The organism is Streptomyces sp. RK62, assembly GCF_018070255.1.
Classification (GTDB): domain Bacteria; phylum Actinomycetota; class Actinomycetes; order Streptomycetales; family Streptomycetaceae; genus Streptomyces; species Streptomyces nigra.
Window position 1 is genome coordinate 130550 of sequence record NZ_JAGPYD010000014.1, and the last position, 12058, is coordinate 142607.

At 71.6% G+C, this 12058-nt stretch carries 13 protein-coding genes; 8 read left to right on the plus strand and 5 right to left on the minus strand.

The window, feature by feature from the left end; translation table 11 throughout:
- Nucleotides 1-34 precede the first annotated feature (34 nt).
- From sepH to KBY32_RS26265, 3 genes are all read right to left on the minus strand, one after another.
- Nucleotides 35-1087: a septation protein SepH gene (gene sepH / locus KBY32_RS26255; protein WP_055622080.1), complete on the minus strand. Its 1053-nt coding sequence runs from the start codon at nt 1085-1087 to the stop codon at nt 35-37.
- A 427-nt stretch (nt 1088-1514) separates the two neighbouring features.
- On the minus strand, nt 1515-2834 hold the full coding sequence (locus KBY32_RS26260) for a D-arabinono-1,4-lactone oxidase (protein ID WP_210981868.1): 1320 nt from the start codon (nt 2832-2834) through the stop codon (nt 1515-1517).
- Nucleotides 2794-4032, minus strand: a complete 1239-nt coding sequence (locus tag KBY32_RS26265; RefSeq protein WP_210981869.1) for an MFS transporter — start codon at nt 4030-4032, stop codon at nt 2794-2796. Before KBY32_RS26265 ends, KBY32_RS26260 begins: the two co-directional genes overlap by 41 nt.
- Nucleotides 4033-4212: 180 nt before the next feature.
- On the opposite strand from KBY32_RS26265, the gene KBY32_RS26270 reads away from it, so the two are divergent.
- Together KBY32_RS26270 and KBY32_RS26275 are read left to right on the plus strand one after the other, a co-directional pair.
- Nucleotides 4213-5340, plus strand: a complete 1128-nt coding sequence (locus tag KBY32_RS26270) for a ferrochelatase (RefSeq protein WP_210981870.1) — start codon at nt 4213-4215, stop codon at nt 5338-5340.
- Between the two features lie 8 nt (nt 5341-5348).
- Nucleotides 5349-6164 (plus strand): inositol monophosphatase family protein, encoded by an 816-nt coding sequence (locus tag KBY32_RS26275; RefSeq protein ID WP_115504848.1) that lies wholly within the window; start codon nt 5349-5351, stop codon nt 6162-6164.
- A 68-nt stretch (nt 6165-6232) separates the two neighbouring features.
- Here the strand turns inward: KBY32_RS26275 and KBY32_RS26280 are convergent, their stop codons facing one another.
- Nucleotides 6233-6406: a hypothetical protein gene (locus tag KBY32_RS26280; protein ID WP_181890214.1), complete on the minus strand. Its 174-nt coding sequence runs from the start codon at nt 6404-6406 to the stop codon at nt 6233-6235.
- Nucleotides 6407-6838: 432 nt separating this feature from the next.
- Between KBY32_RS26280 and KBY32_RS26285 the strand changes: the two genes are divergently transcribed.
- The 4 genes from KBY32_RS26285 (at nt 6839) to KBY32_RS26300 (ending at nt 10378) form a co-directional block, all read left to right on the plus strand.
- Nucleotides 6839-7492 carry a response regulator transcription factor gene (locus KBY32_RS26285; RefSeq protein ID WP_003993508.1) on the plus strand — a complete coding sequence of 218 codons (654 nt, stop codon included), beginning with the start codon at nt 6839-6841 and terminating at the stop codon, nt 7490-7492.
- A 6-nt stretch (nt 7493-7498) separates the two neighbouring features.
- Nucleotides 7499-8746, plus strand: coding sequence for a HAMP domain-containing sensor histidine kinase (locus KBY32_RS26290; protein WP_210981871.1), 1248 nt, complete (start codon nt 7499-7501; stop codon nt 8744-8746).
- 404 nt (nt 8747-9150) lie between these two features.
- A complete protein-coding gene (locus tag KBY32_RS26295) occupies nt 9151-9447 on the plus strand; it encodes a DUF4193 domain-containing protein (RefSeq protein ID WP_005481602.1) in 297 nt (98 codons plus the stop codon).
- 13 nt (nt 9448-9460) lie between these two features.
- A complete protein-coding gene (locus tag KBY32_RS26300; protein ID WP_210981872.1) occupies nt 9461-10378 on the plus strand; it encodes a hypothetical protein in 918 nt (305 codons plus the stop codon).
- A gap of 18 nt (nt 10379-10396) precedes the next feature.
- Here KBY32_RS26300 and KBY32_RS26305 read toward each other — a convergent pair whose 3' ends face one another.
- On the minus strand, nt 10397-10858 hold the full coding sequence (locus tag KBY32_RS26305; protein ID WP_115504845.1) for a DUF3093 domain-containing protein: 462 nt from the start codon (nt 10856-10858) through the stop codon (nt 10397-10399).
- Nucleotides 10859-10916: 58 nt separating this feature from the next.
- On the opposite strand from KBY32_RS26305, the gene KBY32_RS26310 reads away from it, so the two are divergent.
- Both KBY32_RS26310 and dut read left to right on the plus strand, forming a co-directional pair.
- Nucleotides 10917-11501 (plus strand): PaaI family thioesterase, encoded by a 585-nt coding sequence (locus KBY32_RS26310; RefSeq protein ID WP_055622073.1) that lies wholly within the window; start codon nt 10917-10919, stop codon nt 11499-11501.
- Nucleotides 11498-12058: a dUTP diphosphatase gene (gene dut, locus KBY32_RS26315; protein WP_210981873.1), complete on the plus strand. Its 561-nt coding sequence runs from the start codon at nt 11498-11500 to the stop codon at nt 12056-12058. The genes KBY32_RS26310 and dut overlap by 4 nt, the downstream gene beginning before the upstream one ends.

Sequence of the window (12058 nt, forward strand, 5' to 3'; positions counted from 1 at the left end):
CCCGAACGCTCAGCGAGACACGAGTACCCGCCCGCTACTCCTGCTTCTTCCTCCGGGTGCCGAACACGATCTCGTCCCAGCTGGGCACGGCGGCCCGGCGGCCCGGGCGGACACCGTCCGCCTCGGCCTGACGGTCCGTGGCCCCGATGAGACGGTCACGATGGCTGCCGACGGAGCGCGGCATGAGGACGTCCGCGTACGCGGACCCGGCCGACGCGGCGGGCGCCGGGGGCTCCTCGGCGGCCGGCTCGACCACCGGCTCCTCCGGGTCGGGCTCGATGGGCCGCTCCGGGACCACCAGGTCGCCGCGGAAACTCGGCACCGCCTCCAGCAGGCTGGTCAGCGAGTCCCGCTCCTCCGTCATCTCCTCGGCCGGCTCGGACGCCTGCGCGGGCAGGCTCGGCCGCTCCAGCGCACGGTCCAACGCGCGGTCCAGCGACCGGTCCGAACGCTCCCGCGGCAGCCGGGCGATACGCGGCACGAACGGGAAGCTCGGCTCGGGCGCGGCGAGGTCGTCGGACTCGCCGATCAGCGAGCGCGCCTCGTCGTCGACGGCCTGCACGAGCCGCCGGGGCGGGTCGTACGTCCAGCTCGCCGAGTGCGGTTCGCCCGCCACCAGGTAGACCAGCAGCACTTCCCAGGTGCCGTCGTCGCGGCGCCACGAGTCCCACTGCACGGTGTCCTTGTCGGCGCCGCGCAGCAGCAGCCGCTCCTGGACGGCCTCGCCGAGCTGCGGACCGGCGGCGTTCTCACCGGGGCGGCGGACGGGCGTCTTGCGGGCGCGCTCGGCCATGAAGGCGCGCTCGGCGAGCACGGGGCCCTCGAAGCGCCGTACACGGTCGACGGGGATGCCGGCGAGCTGGGCGACCTCTTCCGCGGTCGCACCGGCTCGTATACGCGCCTGGATGTCACGCGGGCGGAGATGGCTCTCCACCTCGATCTCGATCTGGCCGAGGCGGGGACGGTCGCCGCGCACGGCGGCGCGCAGGCGTTCGTCGATCGGAAGGGTGTACTCCGTCGCGTCGGCAGCCTTCAGCACCAGCCGTGTGCCGTCATTGGAGACGGCCACGACACGCAGTTCGGGCATGGGGACCTCCCGGGTGGTGCCTGCCGACGTCACGTGCGTCGCTGCTTCCGCTAGTCGAGTGTGGCCTGCCCGGGTGCAGCCTGCCACAACCTTGCCGAGTTGCCCGGCGTGTCGGGCCGGGGCCCTGGATCGCCGTTATGGCACGGTTACCTATTCGCAACGCTAAGTGACCAACTCCGTCACCCTGTGCAACTAGCCCCCTCCCGGCGGTCCTTGAAGGCCACGGACGCCCAGGCGGGAGACCGGACCCAGGGCTCGCAACAGTACTCCATTTGGGCCACGTGCGTGGATTGGCACGCCGCCCAAGTTCTGGCAAGAAGCCCGGATCGGCCGTCCGTTGAGCGGTTCGTGGATCTTGCGCGTGGCGTACTTCACGCAATGCGCAGAAACGGAGCGAATGGCTTTCGGCCGTACTGACGCACCAGGGTCAGGTACCCAACACCCGCCGCAGGTAGTCGTTCTGAAAGAGGCGATCGGGGTCCAGGCGGTCGCGCAGCGCGATGAACTCGCCGAAGCGCGGGTAGACCTTCGCGAAGTACTCGGCGTCCCGGGTGTGCACCTTGCCCCAGTGCGGGCGCCCCTCGTGCGCGGTGAAGATCCGCTCGGCCGCGGTGAAGTACCGCTGGTACGGCGTGCCCTTGGCCATGTGCACCGCCACATACGCGCTGTCGCGGCCGGACGCCGTGGACAGCGTGATGTCGTCGGCCGGCGCCGTGCGCACCTCGACGGGGAAGCTGATCCGCATCCCCGAGCCGTCGACCATGGCCTTCAGTTCGCGCAGCGTCTCCACGACGGCCGTGCGCGGGACGGCGTACTCCATCTCCACGAAGCGGACCCGGCGCGGCGATGTGAAGACCTTGTAGGGGATGTCCGTGTACGTCCGTGCCGACAGGGCCGTACTGGAGATCCGGGCGATCGCGGGGATCGTGGCGGGCACCGCGCGGCCCGCCCACTGGGCCGCCTGGAAGACGCCGTTGGAGAGGAACTCGTCCTCGAACCAGCCCTTCAGCCGGGACACCGGCTGCTCGGGGCCCGCGCTGCGGTTGTTGCGCTTGGTGTTGGTGTTGCCGGTGTGAGGGAACCAGTAGAACTCGAAGTGCTCGTTCTCGGCCCACAGTTCGTCGAACTCGGCGAGCACCCGGTCGAACGGCATGGGCTCCTCGCGCGCCTGGAGCAGGAAGACCGGTTCCACGGCGAACGTGATCGCGGTGACGACGCCGAGCGCGCCGAGGCCGATCCGGGCCGCCGCGAAGACGTCCGGGTTCTCGGTCGCGGAGCAGGTCAGGACCGAGCCGTCGGCCGTGACCAGTTCCAGTCCCTTGATCTGGGCGGCGATCGAACCCGACTCGCGGCCGGTGCCATGGGTGCCGGTGCTGGTGGCGCCGGAGACCGTCTGCTCCATGATGTCGCCCATGTTGGCGAGGGACAGACCCTCGCGCGCCAGCGCCATGTTGAGCCGCTTGAGCGGGGTGCCGGCCTCCACGGTGACCGTCATGGCCTCGCGGTCGATACGGCGGATGCCGGTCAGCAGTTGCGGACGTATCAGCACGCCGTCGGTGGCCGCTATGGAGGTGAAGGAGTGGCCGCTGCCGACCGCCTTCACCTTCAGGCCGTCCTCGGCGGCCCGGCGTATCGCCCGCGACAGCTCCTCCACGGACGCCGGTTCGACCTCCCGCGCGGGCCGCGCCGCCACATTGCCGCCCCAGTTACGCCACGTGCCGTTCTTCGCGCTCGCCGTGCTGACCAACGGTGCCTCCCCGACGCGGCGCCGGCCTGCTGAGCCGGCGGTACCCCAGGAAACCGACCGCGACCGCGGCCGCCCCGGACACCGCCGGGACCACGTACCCGGCGTCCGCTCCGGCGGCGTCGATCACCCAGCCGGCCACGGACGAACCGAGCGCGACCCCGACCGCCAGCCCGGTGCTCACCCAGGTCATGCCCTCGGTCAGTTGCGCGCGTGGTACGTGCTGCTCGATCAGCGACATGGTGGTGATCATCGTGGGAGCGACGGCCATGCCGGCGACGAACAGCGCCACGGCCAGAAACGGCAGGTTCCCGACCAGTAGGAGGGGGATCATACTCACGGCCATCGCGCATATGCCCAGCAGCCAGCGAGGTTCGGGCGCCCCCTTGAAGCGCAGCAGCCCGAAGACCAGGCCCGCCCCGCAGGAGCCGGCCGCGTACAGCGCGAGGACCACGCTCGCGGCGCCCTTGTGCCCCTGCTCGTCGGCGAAGGCGACGGTGACCACGTCGACGGCGCCGAAGACGGCGCCCGTCGCCACGAAGGTGGCCACGAGGACCTGCAGCCCCGGCGCGGCGAGAGCGGTGCGCCCGCCCTGGCGCTCGCGCGGGTGCGGCGCGGGCTCGGTGACCCGCTGCGCGGTCAGCCAGAGGACGCCGACGGCGAGGAAGCAGCAGGCCAGGAGCGGCCCGGCCTCGGGGAACCACGCCGTGGACAGCCCGATGGAGATGATCGGCCCGAAGATGAAGCACACCTCGTCGATCACCGACTCGAACGAGTACGCGGTGTGCAGCTGTGGCGTCCCCCGGTACAGCGCCGCCCAGCGGGCCCGGACCATCGCGCCGACGCTGGGCACACAGCCGATGCCGACGCACGCGGCGAACAGCACCGGGTCCGGCCAGGCGTAGTGCGCCGCGAGCAGCAGCAGGGCGGCGGCGAGCAGCGAGACCAGGGTGGCCGGGCGCAGCACCCGCCGCTGCCCGTACCGGTCGACCAGCCGGGAGACCTGGGGCCCGGCCACGGCGGCGGAGAGCGCGATGGTCGCCGCCAGGGCGCCCGCCAGCCCGTACCGGCCGGTCAGCTGGGACACCATCGTCACCACGCCGATGCCCATCATCGACAGCGGCATCCGCCCGAGCAGGCCCGCGGCGGTGAAGCGCTTGCTGCCGGAAGCGGCGAACAGCGCGCGATAGGGGCTCGGCACGGCGGACTCCGGGCGGGCGGGAGCAGCGGACGGCGGCGGCTCGGCGGACGGAAAAGGCTCGACACGCTGTACGGACATCCGCCACCACGTGCGAGTTAGGTGACCCTAACGTACTCGTCCGGCTGATCAGGGCACCCGGTCGGCTGCCCCGCTGTCGGTACCGGATGACAGGATCGACCCATGCCAGACGTGCGTGATGCCAGCCCCTACGACGCCCTGCTCCTGCTCTCCTTCGGCGGCCCCGAGGGCCCGGACGACGTGATCCCCTTCCTGGAGAACGTCACCCGCGGCCGGGGCATCCCCAAGGAACGTCTGAAGGAGGTCGGCGAGCACTACTTCCGGTTCGGCGGCGTCAGCCCCATCAACGCGCAGAACCGCGCCCTGCTGGACGCCCTGCGCAAGGACTTCGCCGACCACGGACTGGACCTGCCCGTCTACTGGGGCAACCGCAACTGGGCCCCGTATCTGACGGACACCCTGCGCGAGATGGTCGCCGACGGCCACCGTCGCATCCTGGTCCTCGCCACCAGCGCCTACGCCTCCTACTCGGGCTGCCGCCAGTACCGGGAGAACCTCGCCGACGCGCTGGCCGCCCTGGAGGCGGAGGGCCTGGAGCTCCCGCGGATCGACAAGCTGCGGCACTACTTCAACCACCCCGGCTTCCTCGAGCCCATGATCGACGGCGTGCTCGCGTCGCTGGCCGACCTCCCCGAGGAGGCCCGCGCGGGCGCCCACATCGCCTTCTCGACCCACTCGATCCCGCTCTCCGCGGCCGACACCTCCGGCCCGGTCGAGGCCCACGGCGACGGCGGCGCGTACGTCACCCAGCACCTGGACGTCGCCCGCACGATCGCCGAGGCGGTCCGCGAGCGCACCGGCCGCGACCACCCCTGGCAGCTCGTCTACCAGTCGCGCTCCGGCGCCCCGCACATCCCGTGGCTGGAGCCCGACATCTGCGACCACCTGGAGGAGCGGCACGCGGCCGGCGTCCCGGCGGTCGTGATCGCCCCCATCGGCTTCGTCTCCGACCACATGGAGGTCCTGTACGACCTCGACACCGAGGCCGAGGCGAAGGCCGAGGAGCTGGGGCTGCCGATGCGGCGCTCGGCCACCGTCGGCGACGACCCGCGCTTCGCCGCCGCCGTGCGCGACCTCGTCCTGGAGCGGGCCGCCGTCGAGCGGGCCGAGGAGGTCAGGCCCTGCGCCCTCGGCAGCCTCGGCCCCAGCCACCAGGTGTGCCCGGTCGGCTGCTGCCCGGCCCGCACACCCCGGCCCGCGGCGGCCGGTGCCGACAGCCCCTACGCATGAGGAGCCCCGTGACCGACGCCCCGCCCTCGGACCTGCTCGCCCTGGCCCGCGAGGCCGCCCGCCGCGCCGGTGACCTGCTGCGCGACGGGCGCCCGGCCGACCTGGCCGTCGCGGCGACCAAGTCCAGCCCGATCGACGTGGTCACCGAGATGGACATCGCGGCGGAGAAGCTGATCACCGACGTGATCTCCGGCCGGCGCCCGCAGGACGGCTTCCTCGGCGAGGAGGGCGCCGCCACCGAGGGCACCAGCGGCGTCCGCTGGGTGATCGACCCCCTGGACGGCACGGTCAACTACCTCTACGGCCTGCCCACCTGGTCGGTGTCCATCGCCGCCGAGCGGGACGGCGAGACCGTGGCCGGGGTGGTCGCGGCGCCGATGCGCGGCGAGACGTACTACGCCGTGCGCGGCGGGGGCGCCTGGGCGACCGGCCCGTGGGAGGGCGAGCGCCGGCTCGCCTGCCGTCCCACGGCACCGCTCGACCAGGCCCTGGTGTCGACCGGCTTCAACTACGTGAGCGAGGTCCGCACCCATCAGGCCGAGGTGGCCCGGCGGCTGATCCCGCTGCTGCGGGACATCCGGCGCTCCGGCTCGGCCGCGATCGACCTGTGCGACCTCGCCGCGGGCCGCCTGGACGGCTACTACGAGCGCGGCCTGAACGCCTGGGACGTCGCGGCGGGCGACCTCATCGCCCGGGAGGCGGGCGCGGTGACCGGTGGCCGCCCCGGTGAGCGCCCCTCACGCGATCTGACGGTGGCCGCCACCCCCGGGGTCTTCGAGCCCCTCCAGCGCCTCCTGGAGGACTTCGGCGCCTGGCACGACTGAACGGTCGTCCGCACGCGCGAGGGCCCCGGTGCTGGATTCACCGGGGCCCTCGTGTGTAGCGCAAGCGGTCAGACGGTGGTCGCGCCGACCTCGACGCCGTGTTCGGCCGCGAGGCGGCGCAGGTCGTCGAGCTCGCCCTGCTCGACCTCGACGAGGAAGTCGTCGCCCTCGTCACGAGCCCGCGTCAGATCGGACTCGGTCGCCTTTATGCGCTGCAGAAGTCCTGCGGTGAAAGCGTCCATGCTGCGCCCCCTCGTCCTGGGTCGGTGGGTCGGTGGCACGGGGGTGTGCCGTCGGAAGGGGCGATCACGTCTCCAGTAGATGCCCAGCGCTGCCCGAGCCGGGCGGCGACGGTGCCGGACACCCACCACCACTCTGCGGAAGCGGATCATCCCGTACCGCACGTGGTGCGGCACAAGCAGAGCGTGATCGCGGGGTGTACATGCCGTCCTCCCCCTGCCGTCTTCCTCGGAAACCTCAACCCGCGCGGAAATTCCGGCATTCCCGCGCCGGCGCCCTTCGCCTGGGGTTTCCCGCCCGCCCCCGGCCCCCTCACCCGTCTTACCGCCGACTTATGGCCGAAAAGGGCAGGATGGAGGCCTACGGACCCGACCACACCCCTGCCCGCGCGCGCCGAGCGCGCTACGCGGGTGGACACAGGAAGGACAAGCGACGTGCGCGTACTCGTCGTCGAGGACGAGCAGCTGCTCGCCGATGCGGTGGCCACCGGACTGCGCCGGGAGGCCATGGCCGTCGACGTCGTGTACGACGGTGCGGCCGCCCTGGAGCGCATCGGCGTCAACGACTACGACGTGGTCGTCCTCGACCGCGACCTCCCCCTGGTGCACGGCGACGACGTCTGCCGCAAGATCGTCGAACTCGGCATGCCCACGCGCGTGCTGATGCTGACGGCCTCCGGCGACGTCAGCGACCGGGTCGAGGGCCTGGAGATCGGCGCCGACGACTACCTTCCCAAGCCCTTCGCCTTCAGCGAGCTGATCGCGCGCGTCCGGGCCCTCGGCCGCCGCACCAGCGTGCCGCTGCCGCCCGTCCTGGAGCGCGCCGGCATCAAGCTGGACCCCAACCGCCGCGAGGTCTTCCGCGACGGCAAGGAGGTGCAGCTCGCGCCGAAGGAGTTCGCCGTCCTGGAGGTGCTGATGCGCAGCGAGGGAGCCGTCGTCTCCGCCGAGCAGCTGCTGGAGAAGGCGTGGGACGAGAACACCGACCCGTTCACGAACGTCGTGCGGGTGACCGTCATGACCCTGCGCCGCAAACTCGGTGAGCCGCCGGTGATCGTCACCGTGCCCGGCTCCGGCTACCGGATCTGACCGGCGATGGCAGCGACACCCGCACCGCCCGCCACGCCCCCCAAGCCGACCTGGGACCCGCGCAAGCCGGACCAGCCCTTCCCCTGGCTGCGCCCGACGATCCGCATACGGCTCACCCTGCTGTACGGCGGCATGTTCCTGATCGCCGGCATCCTGCTGCTGTCGATCATCTATCTGCTGGCCGCCCAGGCGCTGCGCACCGGCAACGAACCGCTGTTCAAGATCGTCCAGTTCCAGAGCCTCAAGGTCACCAGCAACAACTGCCCGGGGATCGCCACCAGCGATCTGTCCCTCGCCGAGTTCAACGACGCGATCAACGCGTGCATGGACCACGAGCGCAAGGCCGCCCTGGACAACCTCCTCAGCCGCTCCCTGCTGGCCCTGCTGGGCCTCGCCGTGATCGCCTTCGCGTTCGGCTACGCCATGGCCGGCCGCGTCCTGTCGCCGCTCGGCCGGATCACCCGCACCGCGCGCGCGGTGGCCGGCTCGGACCTGTCCCGCCGGATCGAGCTGGACGGCCCGGACGACGAGCTCAAGGAACTCGCCGACACCTTCGACGAGATGCTGGAGCGGCTCCAGCGGGCCTTCACGGCCCAGCAGCGCTTCGTCGGCAACGCCTCGCACGAGCTGCGCACCCCGCTCGCGATCAACCGGACGCTCCTGGAGGTCCACCTCTCGGACCCGGGCGCCCCCGTGGAGCTCCAGCAGCTCGGCAAGACGCTGCTGGCCACCAACGAGCGCAGCGAACAGCTCGTGGAGGGCCTGCTGCTGCTCGCCCGCAGCGAGAACCAGATCATCGAGCGCAAGCCCGTGGACCTCGCGGAGGTGGCCGAGCAGGCCGTCGACCAGGTGCACACAGAGGCCGACGCCAAGGGCGTGACGATCCAGGGCGAGCGGAGACCCGCGGTCATACAGGGCAACGGCGTACTGCTGGAGCGGATCGCGCTGAACCTCGTGCAGAACGCCGTCCGGTACAACGTGCCGGAGGGCGGCTGGGTGGAGGTCACCACGGACGTCCAGCACGGGCAGGCGGTGCTCGTCGTGACGAACACCGGGCCGGTGGTGCCGGCGTACGAGATCGACAACCTCTTCGAGCCCTTCCGGCGGCTGCGCACCGAGCGCACCGGCAGCGACAAGGGCGTCGGCCTCGGACTGTCCATCGTGCGGTCCGTGGCCCGGGCGCACGGCGGCCATATCGCGGCCGAGCCGCGCGAAGGAGGTGGTCTCGTGATGCGGGTGACGTTCCCGGTCTGAGAGCATGTGGCCCGACACACGCCACTCCACGCACTTGTTCGCTTTGCGCGGAATTTTCACAACGCCGTGGAAGGGAACTCGTGTGTGATCGATCACAAGGGCGATTTTCCAGCCATCTACTGTCCGTGATCATGTGACCGGTCGGAAAGCCGGGAAAATCCGGGTTTTCGGGGGTCCTGATCACGGGAAGTACACGGTGAGATGCCTTTGAACTGCGGCATTCGGACCGTGTACGGTCCCGTTCGCCATCCAAGCCGATCACTCTTGAGGAGTCCGGTTGGGTGTCGATTGAGTAACAGACCTTGATGTGAGGCAAAATCTCCGCCTCGGGTCGGGCACAAGTCCGGCCTCTCACGCGTTACGTGCGCTGGAGACACCGCAGACACCCAGAGGGGGAGAGCGACATGGCAACGGATTACGACACCCCACGCAAGACCGACGACGACGTCGACTCGGACAGCCTTGAAGAGCTCAAGGCCAGGCGTAACGACAAGTCGACCTCCGCAGTGGACGTCGACGAGTTCGAGGCCGCGGAAGGCCTCGAACTGCCCGGCGCGGACCTCTCGAACGAAGAGCTGGCCGTCCGGGTGCTGCCCAAGCAGCAGGACGAGTTCACCTGCATGAGCTGCTTCCTGGTGCACCACCGCAGCCAGCTGGCCCGCGAGAAGAACGGCCAGCCGATCTGCCGCGACTGCGACTGAGGACGGGTCGGGCATGACCGGCTCGACCCCTCCTCGGAAGCGCCGCTTCCTTCGGGGAGCGGACCCCGGGCCGTCCGACGGTCCGCACGGCGCGCGTGACGACGAGCGGGGCTCACCCGACCAGGGAGCCTCGCTCGATTCGGCGTCCGACGTGGCTGTGCCCGCCCCGGTGCGGGCTCCCGCGACCCGGCGACGGGCCGCCGCGGTGCGCTCAAGGGCCGCACAGGGCGTCCGCAAGGGCGGCAGCCGCGCCAGAGCCGGCCTCGGGTACCTCGCCGACCGCATCATCGATTTCGCCCCGCGCATCCCCGTACGCGACCTCGCGACGCTGCGCCGCCAGTTCCCGGGCCTCGGGCCCGACCAGATCGCGGACAAGCTCGTGGCGGGCGCCGCGAACGCCAGCTCCACGGTCGGGGCGGGCGTCGGTGCCGCGGCGATGCTGCCGGTGCCGCCCGCGATGCCGACCGAACTGGCCGCCGAGATCACCGGCGTGGCCGCGATCGAGCTGAAGCTCATCGCCGAACTGCACGAGGTCTACGGCGTACGCCCGCCCGGCAACCTCCGGGAGCGCAGCACCGCGTATCTCTCCTCGTGGACCGAGGAACGCGGCATCGACCCCCTCAAGCCCGTGACGATCAACGCGGCGCTGGGCGGGCAGATGAAACGCGAACTGCGCCAGCAGATCATGAAGCGCATGGTGCGCAACCTGCCGAACCTGATGCCCTTCATGGTCGGCGCCGCCGTGGGCGCCTTCATGAACCGCCGGGACACCAGGAAACTCGCGGCGCGCATCCGCGCCGACCTGCGCAAGGTCCAGGTGCCCTGGGAGGAACTGGAGAAGCTGCCCCCGCTGGAGCGGCCGGAGCAGCCCCTCGACCTGGACGAGATCCTGCCCGAACACGGCCACAAGGGGCTGGACGGCGGCGCCTGAGACGCCGCGGCGGGCTCCCTACGCGGCGGCCTTGGCCGACCGGATCGCCTCCGCCAGCCGCTCCGGCTCCCGCGTCGACAGATACAGGTACGGCGTCGGGTCCTCGGGGTCGGTGACCTCGACCCGCAGGGCGGTCGGGATGTAGGAGCGCAGCAGCAGGAAGGCGCGGGTGTCGGCCTTGTGCGTCCGCCAGGCGCGCGCCTCCTCGGCGTCCAGGACCTCGGCCTCGCCCAGTGCCGTCAGCGGGATGCGCGCGTCACCGGCGACCAGCGAGTCGCCCACCACACGGATGCGGACCGAGCCGTACGAACTGGCGGCGACCGCCGCCGCGGCGGTGCCGCCGACCAGGCCGACGAGCATCGGCAGGGTGCCGAACGGCAGCAGGATCAGGGCCAGCGAGAGCCCCACCAGGAACGAGACCAGCCACCAGGAGCGCGGGGCGGTGAGGCGTTCTTCGTACGGGGCGGCGGAGAGCTGCATGGATCCAAGCTTGGCACGGTGTCGGGGCACGGCCGACGCGCGGGTAAGGTCTGCGGCTGTGAGAGGTACTTCCCCAGCTCTTCAGCCTCCGGCCGACGCCGTGAAACCCGTACGGCACCCGGAGGCTCCCGCGCCCGGCGAGCTCCTGGGCGCGCACTACGGCGAGTGTTTCGGCTGCGGCGGCGAGCAGCCCCACGGACTGCACCTGGAGGCCCGGGCGGGGGACGGCGTCAGCATCACCGCCGAGTTCACCGTGCAGCCCGCGCACCAGGGCGCGCCCGGCCTCGCGCACGGCGGCGTCCTCGCGACCGCCCTCGACGAGACCCTCGGCTCGCTGAACTGGCTGCTGCGCACGATCGCGGTGACCGGACGCCTGGAGACCGACTTCGTACGGCCGGTGCCGGTCGGCACGGTCCTGCACCTGGAGGCGGAGGTGACGGCGGTCGCCGGCCGCAAGATCTACTCCACCGCCACCGGGCGGATCGGCGGGCCCGACGGCCCCGTTGCGGTCCGCGCCGACGCCCTCTTCATCGAGGTCAAGGTCGACCACTTCATCGACAACGGGCGCCCGGAGGAGATCCAGGCCGCGATGAACGACCCGGACCAGGTGCGCCGGGCCCGTGCCTTCGAGGTGAACCCGTGAGCCGGGCGCCCCTGGACGTCCTCATCCGGCGCGTCGATCCGGACGTACCGCTTCCGACGTATGCGCACCCCGGGGACGCGGGGGCCGACCTGCGGACCACCGAGAGCCGCGAGCTGAAGCCGGGGGAGCGGGCCGTGCTGCCCACCGGGGTGTCCATCGCCCTGCCCGAGGGCTACGCGGCGTTCGTGCACCCCCGTTCCGGGCTGGCCGCCCGCCTCGGTGTCGCCCTCGTGAATGCCCCGGGGACGGTTGATGCCGGGTACCGTGGGGAGATCAAGGTGATCGTGGTGAATCTCGACCCGCGCGAGTCCGTGCGGTTCGAGCGCTTCGACCGGATTGCCCAACTGGTTGTCCAGCAGGTCGAGAGGGTTCGCTTCCAGGAGGTGGCGGAGCTTCCCGATTCGGCACGGGCCGAGGGGGGCTTCGGGTCCACCGGCGGTCATGCCGAGGTGGGCGGCGAAAGCGCCACAAGCGATACAGGCGATGGGGCCGCCGTTGGCGGCGCTACGGGTGGGAATCGATACGCTTCGGTCGTATCCGACCGGGAAGGACAGTGA

Excerpts from the sequence above, each read along its gene's own strand:
- KBY32_RS26280 (WP_181890214.1), bottom strand. The coding sequence starts at position 6,406 with ATGGACGCTTTCACCGCAGGACTTCTGCAGCGCATAAAGGCGACCGAG.
- sepH (WP_055622080.1), bottom strand. The coding sequence starts at position 1,087 with ATGCCCGAACTGCGTGTCGTGGCCGTCTCCAATGACGGCACACGGCTG.
- KBY32_RS26270 (WP_210981870.1), top strand. The coding sequence starts at position 4,213 with ATGCCAGACGTGCGTGATGCCAGCCCCTACGACGCCCTGCTCCTGCTC.
- KBY32_RS26290 (WP_210981871.1), top strand. The coding sequence starts at position 7,499 with ATGGCAGCGACACCCGCACCGCCCGCCACGCCCCCCAAGCCGACCTGG.
- KBY32_RS26305 (WP_115504845.1), bottom strand. The coding sequence starts at position 10,858 with ATGCAGCTCTCCGCCGCCCCGTACGAAGAACGCCTCACCGCCCCGCGC.
- KBY32_RS26300 (WP_210981872.1), top strand. The coding sequence starts at position 9,461 with ATGACCGGCTCGACCCCTCCTCGGAAGCGCCGCTTCCTTCGGGGAGCG.
- KBY32_RS26295 (WP_005481602.1), top strand. The coding sequence starts at position 9,151 with ATGGCAACGGATTACGACACCCCACGCAAGACCGACGACGACGTCGAC.